We start from the raw sequence: 23,042 nt of genomic DNA, 5'->3' as shown, positions 1-23,042 counted from the left end.
GGATGGAGGGGCCGCCGCTTCGTCTGTTCGGCAGAACGCGCGTCGATCACACGGGCTTGAAGGCTCCGTAGCCGGTGCGGTTCAGGCGATCGAGGATCGTCTTGATGCTGGTGCCGGTCTCCGGACCGATGCAGGAGAGGAAGTAGTAGGCGTTCACCATGCCGACGAGGCGGTCGCCGACGACGACGGGACTGCCCGAGTCGCCTTCGATCACGCACATCTGGCTGATGTGGCGGCCGCCGGTCGACAGCCAGTTGACTCCGCAGGTCTTGCCGGTGGTGCGTCCGGTCTTGCAGAGCACGGTCGGGAACTGCGGTGCGCGCGTATCGACTCCGCGGATCGTCACACCGTTGACGGTGCTGACCGGGCGGACACGCGATGCGTCGAGCTTGATGACCGCGACATCGATGTCGGATGCGCTGTACGCGATGGTGCCGATCTGGCCGCGCTGCTGGTAGCGCTCGGAGAACACGCGCTGACCGGGCGTGCCGCAGTGGCCCGCGGTGACGGCGATGAGCTCGCCGCGGTGTGATCCGGACGTCGGGCGGCCGACGGTCGTCACCGTGCACGCCGAGGCGGTGTTCCCGCCCTTGAGGATCAGGATGCCCGAACCGCCGCCGAGCGGGACCTTGCCCGCGGCGTCGGCCGTGCCGACTCCGATTCCGATGAGCGACGCCATGGCAGTCAGTGCGACTGCCAACAGGACCGTCAGCTTCTTCATATTCACTCCGCTCGCATTGTCTCGTCGGTCCGTCGCGTGGCAGCGCAGACCCTCCCACCTTACGTGCACTGCTCGCGGGAGACCCCGGCCCGGAACTCGATCGTGTGCTGGTCGTGATCGGAACGATACGACGATCGCAATGTACCCCGCTCGGGTGGTCGCCGCCACAGTCGCACGTGGGTCGATAGGTGCGACGCGTCCGATGGCCCTAGAATCGGTACTCGTGTGAATCGTCGTCGGCCCAGCCCGGCGGCGTCCCTACCCGAGAAATCTGGAGAGAACCTGTGACCGATGCCGGCCGCCCCGTCGTCCTGATCGCCGACAAACTCGCGCCCTCGACCGTGGAAGCACTCGGCGGCGACGTCGAGGTCCGCTGGGTCGACGGCCCGGACCGTCCCAAGCTGCTCGAGGCCGTCGTCGACGCCGACGCGATCCTGGTCCGCTCGGCGACCACCGTCGACGCCGAGGTGCTCGACGCCGGTCGCAAGCTCAAGATCATCGCCCGCGCGGGTGTCGGGCTGGACAATGTGGACGTCCCCGCGGCCACGGAGCGCGGCGTCATGGTCGTCAACGCCCCGACCTCGAACATCCACTCGGCCGCCGAGCACGCCATCGCGCTGCTCATGTCGGCCGCCCGCCAGATCCCGGCCGCCGACGCCACGCTGCGCGAGCACACCTGGAAGCGCTCGTCGTTCTCCGGTGTCGAGATCTTCGACAAGACCGTCGGCGTGATCGGTCTCGGTCGCATCGGTCAGCTGGTCGCCGCCCGCCTGGCCGCCTTCGAAGCCAAGATCGTCGCCTACGACCCGTATGTCTCGGCAGCACGCGCCGCCCAGCTCGGCATCGAACTGCTGACGCTCGACGAACTCCTCGAGCGTGCCGACCTCATCACGATCCACCTGCCCAAGACCAAGGAGACCGCCGGTCTCATCGGCGTCGAACAGCTCAAGCGGGTCAAGAAGGACGTCATCATCGTCAACGCCGCGCGCGGCGGTCTGATCGACGAGGCGGCTCTCGCGACGGCCATCACCGAGGGCCGCGTCCGCGGCGCCGGACTGGACGTCTTCGACTCGGAGCCGTGCACCGACTCGCCCCTGTTCGAACTGCCGCAGGTCGTCGTCACCCCCCATCTGGGCGCATCGACCGCCGAGGCGCAGGACCGTGCGGGCACCGATGTCGCCAAGAGCGTTCAGCTCGCACTGGCCGGTCACTTCGTTCCGGACGCCGTCAACATCACCGGCGGCCCGGTCGACGACGAAGTGGCCCCGTGGCTGGAGCTCGCGCGCAAACTCGGCGTCCTGGCGGGCGTCGTGGCCGGCGGCATGCCGACCAACCTGACCGTCGAAGTCCGCGGCGAGCTCGCCGCGAGTCCCGTGGACGTGCTCGGCCTCTCCGCCGTTCGCGGACTGTTCTCGGCAGTCGTCGACGAGCCGGTCACTTTCGTCAACGCGCCGGCCGTGGCCACCGAGCGGGGCGTCTCGCACGAGGTGGTCACCGAGTCGGAGAGCCCCAACCATCGCAGCCAGGTGGACGTGAAGGCCGTCTTCGGCGACGGGGGTGTCGTCAACGTCGCGGGCACCCTGACCGGTCCGCGTCAGGTCGAGAAGATCGTGAACATCAACGGACGCAACTTCGACCTGCGCGCCGAGGGCCGCAATCTCCTGGTCAGCTACGCCGATCAGCCGGGCACTCTGGGCAAGATCGGTTCGCTGCTCGGTGAGGCGGGCGTGGACATCGAGGCCGCGGCCCTGGCACAGGACGCGGAGGGCGACGGCGCGACCATGCTGTTGCGCGTCGACCGTGAGCTCGGCGACGATCTGCTGGCCTCCATCGGCGACGCAGTGTCGGCCACTCTGATCAAGCAGGTCGATCTCGGATGAAGCTCGCAGTCATCGGCGGTGACGGGATCGGTCCCGAGGTCACCGCAGAAGCCCTGAAGGTCCTGCGCAAGCTGCACCCGGAGGTGCAGACCACCGAGTACGACTTCGGCGCACGCCGTTACCATGCGACCGGCGAACTGCTGACCGATGAGGACCTCGCCTCGTTGCGCGAGCATGACGCGATCCTCCTCGGCGCCATCGGCGATCCGTCGGTGCCGTCGGGAGTCCTCGAGCGCGGATTCCTCCTCAAGCTGCGCTTCGCGATGGACCACCACGTGAACCTGCGTCCGTCGATCCTTTTCGCAGGCGTCGCCTCGCCGCTGGCGGGCGATCCGAGCATCGACTTCGTCGTCGTCCGCGAGGGCACGGAGGGGCCGTACACGGGCAACGGCGGAGCGATCCGGGTCGGCACGCCGCACGAGCTCGCGACGGAGGTCAGCGTCAACACCCGCTTCGGCATCGAGCGCGTGGTCCGCGACGCGTTCGCCCGCGCACAGTCGCGCGGCAAGAAGCTGACGCTGGTCCACAAGACCAACGTGCTGACGTTCGCAGGCTCCATGTGGGCCCGCACGGTCGACGAGGTCGGCACGGAGTTCCCGGACGTCGTCACCGACTATCTGCACATCGATGCGGCGACCATCTTCATGGTCACGGACCCGGGACGCTTCGACGTGATCGTCACCGACAACCTGTTCGGCGACATCATCACCGACCTGGCCGCGGCCGTCTCGGGCGGCATCGGGCTGGCGGCGTCGGGCAACATCGACGCCACGCGTGCCAACCCGTCGATGTTCGAGCCGGTCCACGGCAGTGCTCCCGACATCGCGGGGCAGGGTCTGGCCGATCCGACCGCGGCGATCCTGTCCGTCGCGCTGCTGCTCCGTCACCTGGGCGACGTCGACGGCGCCGCCCGCGTGGAGGAGGCCGTCGCGGCCGACGTCGCCTCGCGCGGGGAGAACCGCGGCTCGACCACCGAGGTCGGCGACCGCATCCTCGCGGCCGTCTGATCTGATCAGGCACTGACACAGCCCGCACCCGTCCGACCGGGTGCGGGCTGCGTCATGAGGCGGACCGGATGGTGTCCGGGCGTCCGGGGAATCAGTCGGCGACCGGATCCTCGCGGAGAGGCGGGTCTTTCGGCACCAGTCCGATCGCGATCAGCGGGGCGACGGCGGCCACGGCGAACGCGGCCGGATAGCTCGTCGCGTCGATGAGTCGACCGAACACCGCCGTTCCGGCGGCCGTGGCGACGTACTGCGCGGTGTTCTGCACACCCAGGCTCCGGCCGCTCCACGACGGGCCGGCGAACTCGGCGATCGCGGTGAACGCCAACCCGTTGTCGGCGACGGCGCTGACGGTCGCGACCACCATGACGACGGCGGCGAGGGGACTGCCGATCCAGTCCGTCAACGCGAGCACCGCGGTCGAGGCTCCGGCGGCGACGGCGATCCAGCGGATGGGCCGCATCCGCGACCCGACCACGTCCGAGACCCGCCCGGCCGCGATGCGCCCGAACGCACCGATCACCTGGGTGACCGTCACCAGGGCGCCCGCGGTCAACGGCGACCAGCCGTGTCCGACGATCAGCCATGCGGGCACGAACGTCCACAGCATCGACTGGGGGATCACCAGCAGCACGCTCACCGCGTGGACACGCTGCAGGAAGCTGCCGCCGCGATACGGATTCGCGGCCCGCCCGGTGACGGTCGCCGCGGGCAGGGGAGGATCGACGATCGCGGTCGCGACGGCGATCGAGCCGACGGCAGTCACCGCGACCGGCACCGCGAACGCCGCGGCGAGCCCCCACGACTGCGCGAACACCGGCATCGTCAACGCGCACACGCCGATCCCGAGGGGCTGCGCCATCTGCCGGATGCCCATCGCCGTGCCGCGCTGGTCCGCGGGGAACCAGCCGACGACGATGCGTCCGCTGGCGCCGTTCGCCGCACCCGAGCCGAGGCCCCCGAGCAACAGCGGCAGGACCAGCGCGGCGAAGCCGCCGCCCGTGGCGGCGACGACGAGGGCCGCCGTCGTGCCGACCAGTGTGACGCCGAGGGACACCAGCAGTACGCGTCGCTCGCCGAAGCGGTCGAGCGCCGCGCCCCACGCGATGATGGTCAACGTCAGCCCGATGGTCGGGATCGCGGCCAGCGTGGCGGCGTCGGCCAGGGACACTCCGTGGTCGTCGTGCAGCGCGGGAATCACGTATGCGACGCCCGACGTCGCGCACGTCGTCGTCATCGCCGCGACGAGAGCGCTCACGAGCATGGTCCACCGGCGGGCGGTCGAAGGGGATGTGCTGGTCACGGAGCACCTCGATTCGTCTCATATATTAGGAAATGCGTTTCACAGTGTAGAACAGAAATCTTGTGCGATAGTCTTCGGGGCATGAAACTCGGTCGAGTCGCAAGTCCGGACGGCGTCGCATTCGTCGCTGTCGAAGGCCCCGAAGGTCACGAGACCGCTCGCGAGATCGCGGAACATCCGTTCGGTGATCCGACGTTCACCGGTCGCACGTGGAAGCTCGCCGATACACGTGTCCTGGCGCCGATCCTCGCTACCAAGATCATTGCGATCGGTAAGAACTATGCAGCTCACGCCGCTGAGATGGGGTCGGAGGCACCGGCCGATCCGGTGATCTTCGCCAAGCCGAATACCTCGATCATCGGCCCGGGCGTGCCGATCGTGCGTCCGCCGTCGTCCGAGCGCGTCGACTTCGAGGGCGAGCTCGCCGTCGTCATCGGTCGTCCGTGCAAGGACGTCCCCGCGGCGAAGGCCGACGACGTCATCCTCGGATACACCGTCGCCAACGATGTGACCGCTCGTGACCAGCAGGCGCACGACGGTCAGTGGACGCGCGCCAAGGGGTACGACACGTTCTGCCCGCTGGGTCCGTGGATCGAGACCGAGTTCGATCCGGCCGACGTGGCGATCCGGACCGAACTCGACGGCGTCGAGAAGCAGTCGAGTCGCACGTCGCTGATGCTGCACTCGGTCGGGGACATCATCGAATGGGTGTCCCGCGTCATGACGTTGCTGCCGGGCGACGTGATCCTGACCGGCACCCCGGAGGGGATCGGCCCGATGGTCGCCGGACAGTCGGTCTCGGTGTCCGTCGAGGGCATCGGCACGCTGACCAACCCGGTGGTCGACAAGTGACCCGCCCCGGACGGGTCGCCCCGACGGTCGTCCGCAACGGCGACGTCGAACTCTCCTGCACGGTGGTCGGCGACGGCCCTCTCGTGGTCATGGTCATGGGAACCGGCAGCCCCGGGCGCGTGTGGCATGCGCATCAGCAGCCCGCTCTGGTCAAGGCCGGATTCCGAGTCGTCACCTTCGACAACCGGGGAATCGCGCCGTCGAGCGAGTGCGCGGACGGGTTCAGCATGGCCGACATGGTGGCCGACACCGCGGTGGTCGTCGAGCACTTCGGCGGACCCGCGCTGGTCGTGGGCACCTCGATGGGGGCGCGGATCGCCCAGGAATTGGCATTGAGTCGGCCGGAGCTGGTCCGGGCCGCGGCGATGCTCGGCACGTACGGACGTTCGACGCCGCTCCTGACCGCGTACAACGAGGGGGAGCGGGCGCTGATCGACGCCGGCCAGAAGCTGCCGGATGCGTTCCATGCGGCGATCACCGCGCATATGAACCTGTCGCCGACGACGCTCGCCGACGATCGCTCGGCGCGCGACTGGCTCGACATCATCGGCTTCGGCGGTCAGTCGCAGTCGGCGGGAGTGCGGGCTCAGCTCGCGCTGCCCGAACGCGATGAGAACCGTCTCGCCTCGTACGGAGGGATCACCCGCCCGTGCCTGGTGGTGGGGTTCGCCGACGATCGCACCCTGCCGGTGTTCCTGGCCCGGGAGGTCGCCGACGCCATTCCCGGTGCGCAGTACGAGGAGATCGCCGATGCGGGCCATTTCGGCTACATCGAGCAGCCTGCCGCGGTCAACACGGTACTGCTCGACTTCCTCGCAGCGCATCGGGACTGATCGACTTCCTCGCCGCGCATCGGGGCTGAGCGCCGGTCAGCCCCGACGGGCCCGCGCGGCGACGGCGGCAAGGAGTGCGGCGGCGGTGGCGGCGTCGTCGAGGGTGAGGACGAACGGCTTGCCTTCGGTGCGGGTCACCTGGACGGCCGGACCCGATCGCAGGATCACGCCCGTCCGGCCGCGCGAGTAGCGGACGCCGTATCCGCCGAAGTCGCCGATCGCGCGGACGTCGACCACCGTCACATCGTCGATCTCGTCGGCGGCGATGTGCCAGCGGGGGAGTCCGGCGATCGACCGGACGCGAAGTCCGGACGAATCGATGCGGACGTGGTACCCGACGACGGTCGACATCGCGACCAGGATGATCACGATGATCGCGACGGCCGCCCACAGCGAGGCGGTCGAGCCGCCGTTCATCGCGGTGAGCAGGCCGATGACGGAAGCGAACACGACCGCGGCGGCACCCGCGATCAGGATGAACCGAGACGTGGTCTCGGTGTGCAGCCACACGGCGCGTCCGCCGGGTGCCAGCCCCATCGCTTCGGGGTGACGGCCCGATCCGGTCGGAGGATCCGTCGGTTGGACGAACCAGCCGATCGCACCGACCACGACGGCGGCGGCGACCGCGACTCCGATCAGGGCCGTCGGGGACGTCGAATCGCCGTCGGCCTGCGTCACCATGATGCCCGCGAGGATCACGCCGGTGCCCGTCGCCGTCGCTGCGGCGGTCGTCGACACCCACCGGAACGTCCCGCCGGGCGCTCCGTCGGTCAACTGTCGGTAGTTGACCGTGGAGAGCGCGGCGGCGGACAGTCCGAGGATCACGGTGAGGGCGACGATCACCCACGGCGAACCCCACCCGTCGGCCTCGCCGGAGGCGTTCCAGTGCACCGCGATCCGGTCCGGCAGGTCGCCCACGGCGAACGCCTCGACAAGAACGGCGACGAGGGTGACGACGATCGGGGCGACGAAGCCGACCGCGATGTAGGTCAGGCGTCGGCGGTGGGGAGAGGGTTCATTGGACGGCACGGGATGCCTCCTTCACGAGTGCGGACAGGGTTTCCGGATGCAGACCGGCCGCGGTCGCCTTGGCGGCGAGCGCGGCGATGTCGTCGTGGATGGTCGACAGAGCGCGCGCCGCGTCGGTCAGGACGGCGCCGCGACCTCGTCGGAGTTCGACGAGGCCCTCGTCGCGGAGGTCCTGGTAGGCGTGCAGGACGGTGTGGACGTTGACGTCGAGGGCTGCGGCGAGTTCGCGGGCCGAGGGGAGTCGGTCGCCCGCCCGCGAACGGCCCGCGGCGACGTCCGAGCGGACGCTGTCGGCGATCTGATGGAAGATTGGCCGATCGCTGGCGGGATCGATGTTGACGAGCACGATAGTAATTCTATTTCAACTAGAACAATCAAGTCAATGCCCGTACGACCTGGTCGTCGCCGTCGACGCTCGATGACATAGGCTGACCTGCATGACCAGTGCTGACAACGTCCGCGTCCGCTTCTGTCCGTCGCCCACCGGGACTCCGCACGTCGGCCTCGTGCGGACGGCCCTCTTCAACTTCGCTCAGGCTCGCCACACCGGCGGGACCTTCGTGTTCCGTATCGAGGACACCGACGCCGCCCGGGACACTCAGGAGTCGTACGACGCCATTCTTGACGCCCTGCGCTGGCTCGGCCTGGAGTGGGACGAGGGGCCCGAGGTCGGCGGTCCGTACGGTCCGTACCGGCAGTCCGAGCGCAAGCAGATCCACCTCGACGTCGTCGCACGGCTCCTCGAGGCGGGTCTGGCCTATGAGGCGTTCTCCACACCCGACGAGGTCGAGGCGCGACACAAGGCGGCGGGCCGCGATCCGAAGCTCGGCTACGACAACTTCGACCGCGACCTCACGGCTGAGCAGCGTGAGGCGTACCGCTCCGAGGGGCGGGATCCGGTCGTGCGCCTGCGGATGCCCGACGAGGACATCGCCTGGGACGACCTGGTTCGCGGCACCACGACCATCAAGGCGGGCACCGTTCCCGACTTCGCGCTCACTCGCGCCAACGGTCAGCCGCTCTACACGCTGGTGAACCCGGTCGACGACGCGATGATGAAGATCACGCACGTGCTTCGCGGCGAGGACCTCCTGTCGTCGACGCCGCGGCAGATCGCGCTGTATCAGGCGCTCATCGAGATCGGGGTCGCCGACGCGGTGCCCGAGTTCGCGCATCTCCCGTTCGTGATGGGCGAGGGCAACAAGAAGCTCTCCAAGCGTGATCCGCAGTCGAGCCTGTTCCATCACCGCGACCGCGGCTTCATCCCCGAGGGCCTGCTGAACTACCTGGCGCTGCTCGGGTGGGGGTTCTCCGGCGACGAGGACATCTTCACGCTGGACGAGATGATCGCGGCGTTCGACGTCCGCAATGTCAACTCCAACCCGGCGCGCTTCGACCAGAAGAAGGCCGATTCGATCAACGCCGAGCATCTGCGGCGCCTGGAGCCCGCCGACTTCGCGGCCCGCCTGCGCGCGTTCCTCGTGGCGCGCGGCGACCTCGTCGAGCCGATCGATGAGAAGCGGTTCGCCGTCGTGGCGGACCTCGTGCAGACGCGCATCCAGGTCCTCGGCGACGCCTGGGGGCTCATCGAGTTCCTGTACGTCGACGACGCCGATTTCACCTTCGATGAGAAGTCGGCGGCCAAGAATCTCGGCGGCGACGCGGTGCCCGTTCTCGATGCCGCGATCGTCGCATGCGAGGCGGTCGAGGTCTGGGACACTCCGACGCTGGAGGAGGCGCTCAAGTCCGCTCTCGTCGACGGGCTCGAGCTCAAGCCGCGCAAGGCGTTCGGCCCGGTCCGGGTGGGGGTGACCGGCGCGGCGGTGAGTCCGCCGCTCTACGAGTCGATGGAGCTTCTCGGACGTGAGAAGAGCCTCGCGCGCTTGCGGATGGCTCGGGGAGTTGCCGGGAATCAGTCCTGACCAGACGATTTGCATTTTAGGGTGGGGGTTGCGGTAATGTTCTCGTCGGCCGGGAAAGCGGTGGTCGACGATCGAGACCGACGCAGAACGGGCTGAAATCCCTTGGGGTATGGTGTAATTGGCAACACAGCGGTTTCTGGTACCGCCATTCTAGGTTCGAGTCCTGGTACCCCAGCGAAGCACTGAGCGATCAGTCGCTTTACAACGAACGTTGTTCTAGGGCCCCGTCGTCTAGCGGCCTAGGACGCCGCCCTCTCAAGGCGGTAGCGCGGGTTCGAATCCCGTCGGGGCTACTTTCAGAGAATGCAAGTCCGCACTTCACGGTGCGGACTTGCGGTCTCTGAAGATGAAGTACAATCGGATAGTTGTCTTAGGGCCCCGTCGTCTAGCGGCCTAGGACGCCGCCCTCTCAAGGCGGTAGCGCGGGTTCGAATCCCGTCGGGGCTACATCCTCTGCGGTTCGAGCGGAGTCGGAGAACATGTGTTCTCGACTCCGCTCGAACTGTGTGCGCTGCCCGCAGTGCTCGATCAGCCCAGCACCACGGGCAGCTTCTCGTAGCCGCGGAGGATGCGCGTCTCTCGTCGGTGAGCGCCGTCGTCGAGCGCCAGGTCGGGGAACCGTTCGAACAGGGATTGAAGCCCGATCGCGCCCTCCATGCGGGCCAGAGACGCTCCGAGGCAGTGGTGTCGGCCCGCGCCGAACGACACGTGCGCCGACGCGTTCGGGCGAGCCACGTCGAAGGTGTCGGGATCGTCGAACACCTGCGGGTCGCGGTTGGCGCCGGCGAGGACCGTCAGAATGCGCTGGCCCTCGCGCACCGGTACGCCGACGACCTCGGTGTCGACGGCGGCCTGACGGGCGGTGAGCAGTACGGGCGGATCGAAGCGCAGGACCTCGTCGACGGCGTTCGACCAGTCGGCGCCGCCGTGACGCAGCGCCGCCAACTGATCGGGGTGCTCGGATAGCAGTGCTGTGCCGTTGCTCAGCAGGTTGACGGTCGTCTCGAACCCCGCGGCCAAGACCAGTCCGGCCGTCGCGCGCAGTTCGCGCTCGGACAGCCCGACACCCTCGTCGCGAGCTTCGACGAGCCGACTGAGCAGATCGTCGCCCGGATGGTCGGCCAGCCGCCGCAGATGCTCGCCGAGCCATTCGCCGAACTCGGCGAGAGTGTCCTCCACGGAGCGGAAGCGCGCCCACGACAGGCCCATGTCCAGACTCGGGGCGGCGGCCTCACCGAATGCGAGGACTCGGTCGCGTTCGTCGGCGGGCACGCCGAGGATCGCACTGATCACGGTGACCGGAAGCAGGCCGGAGTACTGCCGCACCAGATCGACGGGGTCGCTCGGATCGAGGGAGTCGAGAAGGTCTCCGGCGATCGCGGTGACCTGACCGCGCAGTCGCTCGACCGCCCGGGCGGTGAACACCCGGGTCACGAGCTTGCGGTAGCGGGTGTGCTCGGGCGGATTGCTCACCAGCAGTGACGGCGGCTCCATCGGATGCAGCTGCCCGCGGGCCGCCCAGGTCCCGATCCGTCCGAGGAGGGACTCGTCGTGGCCGAATCGGGCGACGATGAAGTCGTCGGTCGACAGGATCGCCTTCACCGCGGCGTGGTCGACGGTGACGGCGCCGACTCGGCCGAACGAGATCGGGCCGTCGGATCGGATCTCGCGCAGCAGTGGACCCATGTCGCCGTCGGAGGCGGTGGCGACCACGACGCGAGCCAGCGGGTCGCCGCGGCGGGCGCCGAGACGCGTGCCGACGGTCGGCAGTGCATGGTCGATGGTCCATCGGATTCGTTGGGCGAACTGCTTGCGCACGGCGACCTCCTCACGATTAATCCCGCAGTAGGGGATTTTCTGCGACGGTATACCCCTGTTGGGGGATTGGCAAGGGTGCTGCCATCATGTGGCTATGACGAGCACGACGGACGGAGACCGGCCGACGCGGCCGCCGCGCGGGCGGCCCCGTAAAGGCGCCGCGGTGCTCTCGGTCGACGCCATCGTCGCCTCGGCACTCGACGAGATCGCCGAGGTCGGCGTCCACGGGTTGAGTGTCCGGTCGGTGGCTCGGCGCCTGGGCGTCGATTCGAAGAGTCTGTACCACTACATCGACGGCAAGGACGATCTGTTGGTCGCCGTCGCCGACCACATCCTCTCGACGGTTCCGGTGCCGGAGCCCACGGGGGAGCTCGATGCCGACCTGCGCGCGTTCGCCCGCGCGTTTCGTCGGCACGCACTGCGGCATCCGCAGGCCACGAGCCTGGTGCTGACGCGCCAGCCGCGCTCGCTCGCGAGCCTGGTGCCGCTCGAAGTGGCGTTGTCGCTGCTCGTGGACGCCGGATACGACCCCGTGCAGGCCGTCCACCTGCTGCGGCTGGTGATGGCCACGCTCGTCGGGACCATCCTGCGGGAGTCGGAGATGATCCTCGCCGGTGACGCCGTCGACGGGCAGGCGGACCGATGGGCTCAGGCCCTCGCGGGATCCGGGCTGCCCGTCGTCGCGTCGGCGGCCCCCGACATCGCCGTCCTCGACTCGGACGCCGAGTTCGAGTTCGGCCTCGACGCCATGGTGCGGTTCATCCTGGAGGACGTCGCACGGCACCGGAGTCCGTAGCGGAACCTCGATCCCGTCGAGGCGGCCGGCATGCGGCGGACGACAGGGCCGGTCAGGGGCCCAGGTGCTTCGCGGTCGATCCGGCCACCGGCATCGCGGGCAGTCCCAGCTTCCGGTGGTCCCATGAGCGGACCCGGTCGGCGACCACCCGGACCGCGACGCGCTTGTTCATCATCGCGTCCACGGCGGGACGCAGATCGTCGGTGTACGGCCCGTTGTACCGCTCCCAGATGCCGATGCCGACACGCAGACACGAGTCGGGGTCGTCGTGGATCTCGGCGCGGCCGGTGATGCTGACGCCGCGCAACGCGTCGTAGGTGAGTCCGTCCTCGATCGAGACGGTGACGCGCGGGTCTCGTCGCAGGTTGACGACCTTCTGCGATTTGACCTTGGTCTCGATCCAGATCTCGCCGTCGAGCACGGCGTACCACATCGCGACCAGGTGGATGCCGTCTCGGCCGTAGGTGGCGAACGTCGCCGTGCGGTGCTCGGCGACGAATGTCGTGATCTCGTCGTCGGACATGACGATCTGGCTTCTCTGGTTGGTTCCCATGAGAGTGAACGTAACCAGACTTCCGTCGGCACGGGATGGTTTCGTCCCCTACAGGCGCGCTGTGATCGCCGATGCGGCGGAGACCAGTGCCTCGGCGTACTTCTCGCCTGGTCGGCGGCCGAGCCGTCCGATCGGGCCGGAGATCGATACCGCGGCGATCACATCGCCCGCCGCATCGAACACCGGAGCGCTGGCGCTGGCCACGCCCTCCACTCGTTCGGACACGCTGTGCGCCCATCCCCGTCGCCGGATGTCGGCGAGTGTCCGCTCCGAGTACGCGGCGTCGAGCAGCAGCATGGTGCGCGTCTCGGGGGAGGCCCACGCGGCGAGGATCTTCGCCGCCGACCCGGCGGTCATGGTCAGTCGGGTGCCGACGGGCACCGTGTCGCGCAGACCTGTCGGCGGTTCCGATGCGGCGATGCACACGCGCACCGCCCCCTCGCGACGATAGAGTTGCACGGACTCGCCGGTGGACTCCTGCAGCCCGGGAAGCACCAGCAGAGCGGCCTCGCGTACGGAGTCGTGCGCGGTCGCGGCCAGGCGAGTCAGCGCCGGACCCGGTACCCACCGGCCGGCGTCGTCCCGGGTGAGGAGTTCGTGGACTTCGAGTCCCACGGCGAGGCGGTGTGCGGTGGCGCGCGGCAGTCCGGTGGCTTCGCACAGCTCGTTGAGGTTGCGCGGCGCGGCAGAGACGGTCTCCAGGACCGCCACGGATTTGTCGAGCACGCCGATTCCGCTATCCTTTCCCATAGGACGATACTAACTGTCCAAATACTGAGATCAAGTATCGGTGGGGCGACCCGCCGAGGGAAAGAACCGAGTGGCTCATGAGTGAGAAGAACGCGAAGCCGCGCACCCTGGCCGAGAAGGTCTGGGACGATCACGTCGTCGTCCCGGGTGAAGTGGACGCCAAAGGCAATGCGAATCCGGATCTGATCTACATCGATCTGCATCTCGTGCACGAGGTGACCAGTCCGCAGGCCTTCGACGGTCTCCGCATGGCGGGTCGCCGGCTCCGTCGCCCGGATCTGACCATCGCGACCGAGGACCACAACGTGCCGACGGTCGACATCTTCAGCCCCATCGCCGACCAGGTCTCGGCACTGCAGGTCGAGACGCTGCGGCGCAACTGCGAGGAGTTCGGCGTCGGCCTGTACCCGATGGGCGACGCCGAACAGGGCATCGTGCACGTCGTCGGACCGCAGCTGGGGCTGACTCAGCCCGGCATGACCGTCGTCTGCGGGGACAGCCACACCTCCACCCACGGTGCCTTCGGCGCCCTCGCGATGGGCATCGGGACCTCCGAGGTGGAGCACGTCATGGCCACCCAGACGTTGTCGCTGCGGCCGTTCAAGACCATGGCCATCACCGTCGACGGGGAACTGCCCCCGGGCGTCACGAGCAAGGACCTGATCCTGGCCGTGATCGCCGAGATCGGCACCGGCGGAGGCCAGGGCCACGTCCTGGAGTACCGCGGTCCGGCCATCGAAAAGCTGTCGATGGAAGCGCGGATGACCATGTGCAACATGTCGATCGAAGCCGGTGCCCGCGCGGGCATGATCGCGCCGGACGCCACGACCTATGAATACCTGAAGGGACGCCCGCACGCGCCGTCCGGCGCCGACTGGGACGCCGCAGTCGAGTACTGGGACGGTCTGCGGACCGACGAGGGCGCGGAGTTCGACCGCGAGGTGCACATCAACGCATCCGAGCTGACGCCGTTCGTCACCTGGGGCACCAACCCCGGCCAGGGGCTGCCGCTCGGCGCGTCGATTCCGGATCCGGCGGAGATCGCCGATGAGACCGAGTCGATCGCCGCCGCCCGCGCCATCGAGTACATGGGCCTGACTCCGGGCACGCCGCTGCGCGAGGTCGAGGTCGACACGGTGTTCGTCGGCTCGTGCACCAACGGTCGCATCGAGGATCTGCGCGCCGTCGCCGAGGTCCTGTCCGGCCGCACGGTGGCCGACGGCATGCGGATGCTGATCGTTCCCGGATCGATGAAGGTCCGGGAACAGGCCGAGTCGGAAGGACTGGGGGAGATCTTCACCGCGGCGGGCGCCGAATGGCGGATGGCGGGATGCTCGATGTGCCTGGGCATGAACCCCGATCAGCTGTCGCCGGGCGATCGCTGTGCATCGACGTCGAACCGCAACTTCGAGGGCCGCCAGGGCAAGGGCGGACGCACGCATCTCGTCTCGCCCGCAGTGGCCGCCGCGACCGCGATCCGCGGCCGCCTCGCCGCACCGGCGGACCTGGTCTGAACCCCGACGAGCTGAGAGAGAAGAACTGACATGGAAGCCTTCACCACGCACACCGGCGTCGGAGTTCCGTTGCAGCGCAGCAACGTCGACACCGACCAGATCATCCCGGCGGTCTACCTCAAGCGGGTCACCCGTACCGGTTTCGAGGACGGACTGTTCGCCGCTTGGCGCGGCGACCCCGACTTCATCCTCAACAACGAGCCGTGGAGCAACGGGTCGGTCCTGGTCGCCGGACCGGATTTCGGCACCGGGTCGTCGCGCGAGCACGCCGTCTGGGCGCTCATGGACTTCGGTTTCCGCGCGGTCCTGTCGGCGCGCTTCGCCGACATCTTCCGCGGCAACGCGGGCAAGGCCGGGCTGGTGGCCGCGCAGGTCGAGCAGTCCGACATCGAACTGCTGTGGAAGCGACTCGACGCCGAGCCGGGCCTCGAGGTGACGGTGAGCCTGGAGGACATGACCGCCACGGCGGGCGACCTCGTCGTGCCGATCCAGGTGGACGATTACACCCGCTGGCGGCTCATGGAGGGGCTCGACGACATCGGCCTCACCCTGCGCGAGGTCGACGCCATCACCGCGTACGAGGGGCGTCGGCCGGCGTTCAAACCCGTCACCGTCTGAGCGGGCCCACGCCTGCGCACCCGCCGTTACACCGAATCTGCGTGTCGCGGCGGGTGTTCGGCGTTACCCGGTCCGTGTGTTTTCGCCGAGTCGCTGTGATACGCGACATGATTTCCTCTACCGTGTGAACATAGCTGGCCAGCCGAGTCGGCGTGATCCGCGGAGGTTTGAATGAACAAGGCAGAACTCGTCGAGGAACTGACACAGCGCCTCGACTCCGACCGAAAGACGGCGAACGCCGCCGTCGAACACCTCATCGACACGATCGTGCGTGCCGTGCACGCCGGGGAGAGCGTCACGATCACCGGGTTCGGCGTCTTCGAGAAGCGACAGCGTGCCGCTCGTGTCGCGCGCAATCCGCGCACCGGCGAGACGGTGAAGGTCGACGCGACCGCGGTGCCGTCCTTCCGGCCGGGCGCTCAGTTCAAGGCGATCATCGCCGGCGACCAGGAGATCACGGACGGTCAGCCCGCGGTGAAGCGGGCCTCCCCGGAATCGGCTCCCGCGAAGAAGGCCGCGGCGAAGGCTCCGGCCAAGAAGACCGCCGCGAAGAGGACGGCGGCTAAGGCGACTCCGGCCACGAAGACTCCGGCCACGAAGACAGCGGCGAAGAAGACCACCGCGAAGAAGACCACGGCGACGAAGGCCACGGCGAAGAGGACTGCGGCGACGAAGGCGACGGCCGCAAAGACGACCGCGGCGAAGAAGACGACAGCCAAGAAGACGACGGCCGCGAAGACGACTGCGGCCAAGAAGACGACAGCGGCCAAGAAGACCGCGGGCAAGGCAGCCGCGAAGAAGGCAGCTCCCAAGAAATGAGCGCCGGTCCTCAGCCCGCGAGCGGGCTGGGGATGTGGTCGAGAGCGACCAGCGTCGTCCCGCGCAGAGTCAGGATCCAGACGCTGCCCTTGCGATTGCTCGACGCGGGCATGGCGACTCCGTCGCGGTCGGCCCACCGCGTCAGCACCGGCGGGATCACCTTGCCCTGACTGCACACGGCCCGCACCGGACCGGAACGGTCCGCGATCGCCTGCAGACGTGCGAATGCGGCGTCCGGATCGGCGGCATAAGCCTCCTCCGTCAGCGACTCCTCCACCTCGATCTCGGTCCGCAACGCGTCGGCGAGCGGTTCGAGCGTCTGCACGCAACGACGACGGTCCGCCGCGTGCAGACGATGCACGCCGAACAACCCGAGCAGATCGGTCAGCGCGGCCGCCTGCCGACGACCGTCGGACTCCAACGGTCGGTCACGGTCGTCGCCGACGAAGCGAGACCGACGTCCGGCCTTCGCGTGACGCACCATCACCATGGTCCGTAGATCGTCGACCGGTTGGGATGCGAACGTGCGCAACACCTTTCGATCTGCCGAATAGCTGACCCGATCGATGGCGGCGGACACCGTCGACCAGATCGACTCGTCGCACTCGTGATTGGCGACGAACGACCCGCCGGTCACCGCCGCCGACCAGTACGCGACCTTCTTCAGCGCACCCGAGGACAGCCGGTACTGCACGGTCAGGAGTTCGTGGCCCATCCGGACCTCGTAGCCGGTCTCCTCCACGATCTCCCGAGCCGCCGTCGTCACCAACAGTTCGCCCGGCTCGGCCTTGCCCTTGGGCAGTGACCAGTCGTCGTAGCGAGGGCGGTGCACCAGGGCGACCTCGACACCCGATGCCCCAGGACGCCACACCACACCGCCCGCGGCCCAGACCACCTTGCCGTTCGACGAACCCATGGCCTACTTCGACTCGAAGTGGTGGCGAGAGCGCTGCGCCATCCGACGCTGGTGGTCGCGCACCTCTTCGCCGGCAGCGGGACGCGCCTCCCACCGCCCTTCGGCGCGGAGCTCCCAGCAGCGGGTGCGCGGATCCATCGCCGAATCGAAGATGTCCTGCAGATCGGCGACCAGACGCTGATCGCGGACCTGCACCATCACTTCGACGCGGCGGTCCAGGTTGCGGTGCATCATATCGGCACTGCCGATCCAGTACTCGTCCTGTGCGCCGAAGTGCAGAATGCGCGAGTGCTCGAGGAACTGACCGAGAATCGATCGCACCACGATGTTCTCGCTCAGCCCCGGGATCCCGGGCTTGAGCGCGCAGATTCCGCGGACCATCACGTCGACCGGCACACCGGCCTGCGAGGCGCGGTACAGGGCGTCGATGACCTTCTCGTCGACGAGGGCGTTCGCCTTCACCTGAACCCGGGCCCGGGTGTCGCCGTTGGCCTTGGCCAGGATCTCGCCCTCGATCCGTTCGACGATGCCCTTGCGGATGCCGGCCGGGGCGACCAGCAGGTTGCGGTACTCCTGTTTACGGGAGTACCCGGTCAGCGTGTTGAACAGGTCGGTCAGATCGGCGCCGACCTCCGGCGCGGCCGTGAACAGACCCACATCCTCGTAGAGACGCGCGGTCTTGGGATTGTAGTTGCCGGTGCCGATGTGGCAGTAGCGACGAATCGTCGATCCCTCGCGACGCACCACCAGACACGTCTTGCAGTGCGTCTTGAGACCCACCAGGCCGTACACCACGTGGACGCCCGCCTGCTCGAGCTTGCGGGCCCACTTGATGTTGGCCTGCTCGTCGAACCGAGCCTTCAGTTCGACCAGCGCGACGACCTGCTTGCCCGCTGCGGCGGCGTCGATCAGGGCGTTGACGATCGGCGAGTCGCCCGAGGTGCGGTACAGCGTCTGCTTGATCGCCAGGACCTGCGGATCGGCCGCGGCCTGCTCGATGAATCGCTGCACGCTCGTGGAGAACGAGTCGTACGGATGCTGGACCAGGACGTCGCCGTCGCGCAGCGTCGAGAAGATGCTCTTGGGCGTCTCCCGCTCGCCGAACGCCGGATGCGTCTTGGGGACGAACGGACGCTCCTTGAGCGCCGGACGGTCGAGTCCGTACACCTGCCAGAGCGCGGTCAGATCCAGCAGGCCGGGGATCTGGACCACGTCGACCGGGTCGACGTCGAGTTCGCGCAGGAGCATCTCGAGCATGTGCTCAGTCATGTCGTCGCCCACCTCGAGGCGGACCGGCGACCCGAAACGCCGACGGGCGAGCTCGCGTTCGAGCGCCTTGAGCAGATCCTCATCGCGATCCTCGTCGACCTCGAAGTCGGCGTTGCGCGTGACGCGGAACAGGTGGTGGTCGACGATCTCCATGCCCGGGAACAGCTCGGACAGGTTGGCCGCGATCAGATTCTCCAGCGGCAGGAACAGCGTCGGCGCAGGTCGGGTGTCCTCGTCACGATCGGTGTCGTCGATCGTGTCGACACGGATGAAGCGGTTGACGTTGTCGGGGACCTTGACGCGGGCGAAGTGCTCGCTGCCCTCGGCCCGGTCACGCACCGTGACGGCCAGGTTCAGACTCAGGCCCGAGATGTAGGGGAACGGGTGTGCCGGGTCGACGGCCAGCGGGGTCAGCACCGGGAACAACTCGTTGTGGAAGTGCTGGCGCAGCCGTGACTGCTGAGTCTGGGTCAACTCGTCCCACTCGACGATGTGGATGTCTTCGGCGGCCAGGGCGGGCACCACCGAGTCCAGGAACACACGCGCGTGCCGACCGGCGATCTTGCGTGATCGGGATGCGATCATCTGCAGCTGTTCACGGGGCGACCGGCCGTCCGCCGAACGCACCGACAGCCCGGTCTCGTCGCGGCGCTTGAGGCCCGCGACGCGGACCATGAAGAACTCGTCGAGGTTCGAGGCGAAGATGGCCAGGAACTTGGTCCGTTCCAGGATCGGCATCGACTGGTCCTCGGCGAGTGCCAGGACCCGCGAGTTGAAGTCGAGCCAACTCAGTTCGCGGTTGAGGTAGCGGTCCTCGGGAAGATCGGCGTCGACGTCCGGGGTCACGGTCTCGGCGGGGAGGGCTGACGGCAGCGCGGTCAGGGTGGCGGTCTCGATGTCGTCGGCGGTACTCACCGGTTCATTGTGCCGTATTCGCGCGCCGCTGTCCTGCCGAACCGGAGGCGGCGCCGGTTCGGCCGTCGAGGACCGCCCCGGTGCGTGCGCCGACGCCCAGGTGGACGGCGGCGACGAGGTCGGCGGGCGTGTCGATGTCGGTTCGCAGATCCGGCCACCGGTCGCCCGGAGGATCGAGTTCGACGGCGCCCGCCGCGCGGTGGGCCTCCGCCGACCCCACGCCGAACCGCGGCACGAAGTCCGGGCCCGCGACGAGCAGTACCGTGCCGGAGCCCGCTCGGTCGGCGACGAAGGCCGCGGAGTCCCCGGCGCACCGCGCCGCGTCGAGGGCGGCGACGAGCGACTCGCCGCGCAGTGCGGGCAGATCGGCCTGCAGGTACGCGACCGTGCTGTGCGTCGCCGCTCGGGCACCGTGCGCGAGGGCGGCGTTGAGCGAGGAGAGCCGGGGCTGCGGTTCGGGTTCGGGTACCGGATGAGCGCCCGCCTCGGCGGTCAACGCGTGTACCAGCGGGTCCGGGCTCACCACGAGCACCTCGTCGATCCCGGCGCCGCGGACGGCGGCGAGGGTGTCGACGAGCATCGCGGCGACGAGTGCGCCGCGATCGGTGGTCGCCGGAAGCGGCGCCAGGCGGCTCTTCGCGGCCGCCAGCGACTTCACCGCCAGGACGACGGCGCAGTCCGAGGCCGCGAGAGAGGGCATGGTCACCATGGTGCAGCACAGCCCGCCGACCGTGGACCACCGGGTCGATTCTCCTCCGGTGAACGATTCGCCGACGAGCCGCGGGAGATGGCTTACAGTGGACGCACTCTGGTGTGGATCGGCTTGAGGAGTCGCGTGTGCGTGCAGTGGTGATGGGGTCCGGCTCGTGGGGGACCGCGGTGGCGAAGGTTCTGGCGGACGCCGGGAACGACGTGGTGATGTGGGCCCGTCGCCCCGAACTCGCCGAACAGATCGACACCGGTCATGAGAACGGCGACTATCTGCCGGGCATCACGCTCCCCGACGCCCTCCGCGCGGTCAGCTCGTCCGCCGAGGCACTCGCCGGTCGCGAGCTCGTCGTCTGCGCGGTCCCGTCGCAGTCGCTGCGTGACAACCTCACCCACTGGCTCGACGATCTGCCGCCCGACGCGATCCTGCTGTCACTGGCCAAAGGAGTCGAGGTCAGCAGCGGCAAGCGGATGAGCGAGGTCATCGCCGAGGTCACCGGGTTCCCGGCCGAGCAGATCGCAGTCCTGTCCGGACCGAACCTGGCCCGCGAAGTGGCCGAGGGCCAGCCCGCGGCGACGGTCATCGCCTGCGTCGACGAAGCGCAGGCCGTCCGCGTCCAGGAGGCGTTCGCGACCGGCTACTTCCGTCCGTACACCAACACCGACGTCATCGGGTGCGAGATCGGCGGTGCCGCCAAGAACGTCATAGCGCTGGCGTGCGGTGTCGCATCGGGTCTCGGATACGGTCAGAACACCCTCGCCACGATCATCACCCGCGGCCTCGCCGAGACCATTCGGCTCGGCGCGGCGCTGGGAGCCGACATCACCACGCTCGCCGGGCTCGCGGGCATCGGCGACCTGGTCGCGACGTGCTCGTCGCCGCTGTCGAGGAATCGGACGTTCGGCGCGCGACTGGGCGAAGGGGCGAACCTGGAGCAGGCGCAGGCCGCCACGAACGGTCAGGTCGCCGAGGGCGTCAAGTCGTGTCGGTCGGTGCGCGCCCTCGCGCAGCGGCACGGCGTCGAGATGCCGCTCACCGAGGCGGTGTACAAGCTCTGCCACGAGGACATGAGCGTCGAGGACATGGTCGCCAGCCTGCTCGGTCGGTCGACCAAGCCCGAGGTGTACGGACCGAACTGATCGGCGTCCTACTTCCCGAAGTCGAGCGGTGCCCGGGTCAGCTTCTGCGCGATGAGTGCGGACACGTCGGTGATCGGCGCATTGCCCGACCCCTGTGGAACCCACATCGCGATATAGGGTCGATGATCGACGCTGACATACGCCTGTCCGCGTCCCTCGACGGTGTCGGTCATGAACCACTGGATCGGGTCGATCACCTGCAGTGAGCTCGTCGGCGCGAGTTCGTCTGGGCGGCTCACCCCGCAGCGGACGACGATCGGCTCGGAATCGGACTTGGTCCAGCGGACCGTGTCGCCGTCGACGGACTTGCCGGTGTAGTCGCCGAGTGTGTCGGGGAGTGCGTCGACGAACGCCGGGCACTCGCCGGCGCCGTCGCCCTGCGCCGTCGAGTACCCGTCCACCGGGATCGGCTCGGTGTCGGGTCGATTGGAGTACTTGACGGCGGCGAACACGATGAACACCGCGATCACCATCACCGGGACCGCGACGAGGGTCGCGATCAGCGCCGGGCTCAGCGGGGAGCGCGGGTCGTCGGGGGAGTCGGCCATGCCAGCCAGCATAGACATCACCGCGGTGTGATCCGGCCCCAGTAGCATCGGATCGGTGCAGACAGTCAGTGAGATCGGCGAACGCCGCCTGATCGCGATGTTCACCGAGGCCGCGACGTCGACCGCAGACGATGTGGTGATCGGTTCCGGCGACGACGCCGCGGTGTTCACCGCGACGGGACCGGTGGTGGTCAGCACCGACACCGCCGTGTCGGGCCGACACTTCCGGTTCGACTGGTCCTCACCCGAACAGATCGGTGCGCGCACCGTCGTGCAGAGCGCCGCCGACATCGCCGCGATGGGCGGCCGGCTCACCGGGGTGACGGTGTCGTTGGGCTGCCCGCCCGAGACGCCGGTCGACCGACTGCTCGAGGTCAATGCGGGCATCGTCGCCCAGACCCACTCCTACGGGGCCCGCGTCCTCGGCGGCGACCTCGTGTCCTCGCCCGCGATGGTCATCACGGTGACGTCGATGGGGGTACTCGACGACGTCGCGCCGGTGACGCTCGCCGGTGCCCGGGCCGGTGACGTGCTCGCGGTCAGCGGGCCTCTCGGCGGCGCGGCCGGGGGGCTGGCCCTGCTGTCGGCGATCGACCACGGCGCGGATCCGTCGTTGCTCGACCGGCATCCGTCGGTTGTCGCCGGATTCCGCCTCCCACAACCCGATCCGCGTCAGGGGCCGAAAGCGGCGCGCGTCGGTGCGACGGCGATGACGGATGTGTCCGATGGTCTCGTCGAAGAACTCGTGACCATGTCGGCGTCGTCCGGGGTGCGTCTGGACGTGAGTTCGGCGGCGGTGCCGCGCGCGACCGACCTCGACGAGGTGGGACGCGATCTCGGAGTGGATCCGGTGCGGTGGGCGCTCGCGGGCGGCGAGGATCACGTGCTGCTCGCCGCGTTCTCGGACGCGATGCCCGACGGTTGGACGCGGATCGGGACGGTGAGCGACGGGGCGGGCGCCTATGTCGACGGCGAACCGGTCGGATCGCTCCGTGGCTGGCAGTCGTTCAGTACGACCTGATCACGCCACGGACGGATCCGCCCGACGGAGCCGTCCGAGTCCTTCGCCGACCAGGGGCCCGTCCGCTCCCGGACCGCGGAATGGGTCGCCGACGCCGAGCGTGGTTTCGGACC

At 68.7% G+C, this 23,042-nt stretch carries 22 protein-coding genes and 3 tRNA genes; 14 read left to right on the top strand and 11 right to left on the bottom strand.

The features are described from left to right. Window positions 1-46: 46 nt before the first annotated feature. Window positions 47-721 carry a trypsin-like serine protease gene (locus tag BKA16_RS18400; RefSeq protein ID WP_183372034.1) on the bottom strand — a complete coding sequence of 225 codons (675 nt, stop codon included), beginning with the start codon at window positions 719-721 and terminating at the stop codon, window positions 47-49. Window positions 722-1,005: 284 nt separating this feature from the next. On the opposite strand from BKA16_RS18400, the gene serA reads away from it, so the two are divergent. Both serA and BKA16_RS18390 read left to right on the top strand, forming a co-directional pair. Continuing rightward, window positions 1,006-2,601 carry a phosphoglycerate dehydrogenase gene (serA, locus tag BKA16_RS18395; protein WP_183372033.1) on the top strand — a complete coding sequence of 532 codons (1,596 nt, stop codon included), beginning with the start codon at window positions 1,006-1,008 and terminating at the stop codon, window positions 2,599-2,601. Then, window positions 2,598-3,608: a 3-isopropylmalate dehydrogenase gene (locus BKA16_RS18390; RefSeq protein WP_183372032.1), complete on the top strand. Its 1,011-nt coding sequence runs from the start codon at window positions 2,598-2,600 to the stop codon at window positions 3,606-3,608. Before serA ends, BKA16_RS18390 begins: the two co-directional genes overlap by 4 nt. Before the next feature lie 91 nt (window positions 3,609-3,699). Here the strand turns inward: BKA16_RS18390 and BKA16_RS18385 are convergent, their stop codons facing one another. Beyond that, window positions 3,700-4,869: an MFS transporter gene (locus BKA16_RS18385; protein WP_183373166.1), complete on the bottom strand. Its 1,170-nt coding sequence runs from the start codon at window positions 4,867-4,869 to the stop codon at window positions 3,700-3,702. 120 nt (window positions 4,870-4,989) lie between these two features. On the opposite strand from BKA16_RS18385, the gene BKA16_RS18380 reads away from it, so the two are divergent. Together BKA16_RS18380 and BKA16_RS18375 are read left to right on the top strand one after the other, a co-directional pair. After that, window positions 4,990-5,760: a fumarylacetoacetate hydrolase family protein gene (locus BKA16_RS18380; RefSeq protein ID WP_183372031.1), complete on the top strand. Its 771-nt coding sequence runs from the start codon at window positions 4,990-4,992 to the stop codon at window positions 5,758-5,760. Then, a complete protein-coding gene (locus BKA16_RS18375; RefSeq protein WP_343067505.1) occupies window positions 5,757-6,593 on the top strand; it encodes an alpha/beta fold hydrolase in 837 nt (278 codons plus the stop codon). The genes BKA16_RS18380 and BKA16_RS18375 overlap by 4 nt, the downstream gene beginning before the upstream one ends. Before the next feature lie 36 nt (window positions 6,594-6,629). On the opposite strand, the gene BKA16_RS18370 is transcribed toward BKA16_RS18375, so the two are convergent. Next, window positions 6,630-7,622 carry a DUF1648 domain-containing protein gene (locus tag BKA16_RS18370; RefSeq protein ID WP_183372030.1) on the bottom strand — a complete coding sequence of 331 codons (993 nt, stop codon included), beginning with the start codon at window positions 7,620-7,622 and terminating at the stop codon, window positions 6,630-6,632. Continuing rightward, window positions 7,609-7,968 (bottom strand): GntR family transcriptional regulator, encoded by a 360-nt coding sequence (locus BKA16_RS18365; protein ID WP_183372029.1) that lies wholly within the window; start codon window positions 7,966-7,968, stop codon window positions 7,609-7,611. Before BKA16_RS18365 ends, BKA16_RS18370 begins: the two co-directional genes overlap by 14 nt. Before the next feature lie 91 nt (window positions 7,969-8,059). On the opposite strand from BKA16_RS18365, the gene gltX reads away from it, so the two are divergent. The 4 genes from gltX (at window position 8,060) to BKA16_RS18345 (ending at window position 9,991) form a co-directional block, all read left to right on the top strand. Next, window positions 8,060-9,544, top strand: coding sequence for a glutamate--tRNA ligase (gene gltX, locus BKA16_RS18360; RefSeq protein WP_183372028.1), 1,485 nt, complete (start codon window positions 8,060-8,062; stop codon window positions 9,542-9,544). A 103-nt stretch (window positions 9,545-9,647) separates the two neighbouring features. After that, window positions 9,648-9,719, top strand: a tRNA-Gln gene (locus tag BKA16_RS18355). A gap of 45 nt (window positions 9,720-9,764) precedes the next feature. Then, window positions 9,765-9,837, top strand: a tRNA-Glu gene (locus BKA16_RS18350). Window positions 9,838-9,918: 81 nt separating this feature from the next. After that, window positions 9,919-9,991: transfer RNA gene (locus tag BKA16_RS18345), tRNA-Glu, on the top strand. A gap of 81 nt (window positions 9,992-10,072) precedes the next feature. Here the strand turns inward: BKA16_RS18345 and BKA16_RS18340 are convergent. Continuing rightward, entirely contained in the window at window positions 10,073-11,362 is a 1,290-nt protein-coding gene (locus BKA16_RS18340) for a cytochrome P450 (RefSeq protein WP_343067504.1), read from the bottom strand. A 94-nt stretch (window positions 11,363-11,456) separates the two neighbouring features. Here BKA16_RS18340 and BKA16_RS18335 point away from each other — a divergent pair, with 94 nt between their 5' ends. Beyond that, window positions 11,457-12,158, top strand: coding sequence for a TetR/AcrR family transcriptional regulator C-terminal domain-containing protein (locus BKA16_RS18335; RefSeq protein ID WP_183372027.1), 702 nt, complete (start codon window positions 11,457-11,459; stop codon window positions 12,156-12,158). Between the two features lie 52 nt (window positions 12,159-12,210). Here BKA16_RS18335 and BKA16_RS18330 read toward each other — a convergent pair whose 3' ends face one another. Continuing rightward, on the bottom strand, window positions 12,211-12,711 hold the full coding sequence (locus BKA16_RS18330; protein ID WP_183372026.1) for a PPOX class F420-dependent oxidoreductase: 501 nt from the start codon (window positions 12,709-12,711) through the stop codon (window positions 12,211-12,213). A gap of 48 nt (window positions 12,712-12,759) precedes the next feature. Further along, entirely contained in the window at window positions 12,760-13,461 is a 702-nt protein-coding gene (locus tag BKA16_RS18325) for an IclR family transcriptional regulator (protein ID WP_183372025.1), read from the bottom strand. Between the two features lie 77 nt (window positions 13,462-13,538). Between BKA16_RS18325 and leuC the strand changes: the two genes are divergently transcribed. The 3 genes from leuC (at window position 13,539) to BKA16_RS18310 (ending at window position 16,412) form a co-directional block, all read left to right on the top strand. Beyond that, window positions 13,539-14,975, top strand: a complete 1,437-nt coding sequence (leuC, locus tag BKA16_RS18320) for a 3-isopropylmalate dehydratase large subunit (RefSeq protein ID WP_183372024.1) — start codon at window positions 13,539-13,541, stop codon at window positions 14,973-14,975. Window positions 14,976-15,005: 30 nt separating this feature from the next. Then, entirely contained in the window at window positions 15,006-15,593 is a 588-nt protein-coding gene (leuD, locus tag BKA16_RS18315) for a 3-isopropylmalate dehydratase small subunit (protein WP_183372023.1), read from the top strand. Between the two features lie 171 nt (window positions 15,594-15,764). Next, on the top strand, window positions 15,765-16,412 hold the full coding sequence (locus tag BKA16_RS18310; protein WP_183372022.1) for an HU family DNA-binding protein: 648 nt from the start codon (window positions 15,765-15,767) through the stop codon (window positions 16,410-16,412). A gap of 10 nt (window positions 16,413-16,422) precedes the next feature. On the opposite strand, the gene BKA16_RS18305 is transcribed toward BKA16_RS18310, so the two are convergent. From BKA16_RS18305 to cofC, 3 genes are read right to left on the bottom strand one after another with little or no spacing between them, the layout of a single operon-like run. Further along, complete coding sequence (locus BKA16_RS18305) at window positions 16,423-17,328, bottom strand: NUDIX hydrolase (protein ID WP_183372021.1); 906 nt, start codon at window positions 17,326-17,328, stop codon at window positions 16,423-16,425. Between the two features lie 3 nt (window positions 17,329-17,331). Further along, the gene (locus BKA16_RS18300; protein ID WP_183372020.1) at window positions 17,332-19,512 is read right to left on the bottom strand and encodes an RNA degradosome polyphosphate kinase; all 2,181 of its coding nucleotides are present in this window, start codon (window positions 19,510-19,512) and stop codon (window positions 17,332-17,334) included. 4 nt (window positions 19,513-19,516) lie between these two features. Next, a complete protein-coding gene (cofC, locus tag BKA16_RS18295) occupies window positions 19,517-20,212 on the bottom strand; it encodes a 2-phospho-L-lactate guanylyltransferase (protein WP_246371816.1) in 696 nt (231 codons plus the stop codon). Window positions 20,213-20,349: 137 nt separating this feature from the next. On the opposite strand from cofC, the gene BKA16_RS18290 reads away from it, so the two are divergent. After that, window positions 20,350-21,360, top strand: a complete 1,011-nt coding sequence (locus BKA16_RS18290; RefSeq protein WP_183372018.1) for an NAD(P)H-dependent glycerol-3-phosphate dehydrogenase — start codon at window positions 20,350-20,352, stop codon at window positions 21,358-21,360. 8 nt (window positions 21,361-21,368) lie between these two features. On the opposite strand, the gene BKA16_RS18285 is transcribed toward BKA16_RS18290, so the two are convergent. After that, entirely contained in the window at window positions 21,369-21,908 is a 540-nt protein-coding gene (locus BKA16_RS18285; protein WP_183372017.1) for a DUF3515 domain-containing protein, read from the bottom strand. A gap of 55 nt (window positions 21,909-21,963) precedes the next feature. On the opposite strand from BKA16_RS18285, the gene thiL reads away from it, so the two are divergent. Continuing rightward, on the top strand, window positions 21,964-22,929 hold the full coding sequence (thiL, locus tag BKA16_RS18280) for a thiamine-phosphate kinase (protein WP_183372016.1): 966 nt from the start codon (window positions 21,964-21,966) through the stop codon (window positions 22,927-22,929). Window positions 22,930-23,042: the final 113 nt, after the last annotated feature.

The organism is Gordonia humi, from assembly GCF_014197435.1.
Lineage (GTDB): Bacteria > Actinomycetota > Actinomycetes > Mycobacteriales > Mycobacteriaceae > Gordonia > Gordonia humi.
Note: the sequence above shows the minus strand (reverse complement) of the source record. Positions and strands in the feature narration are given on the sequence as shown.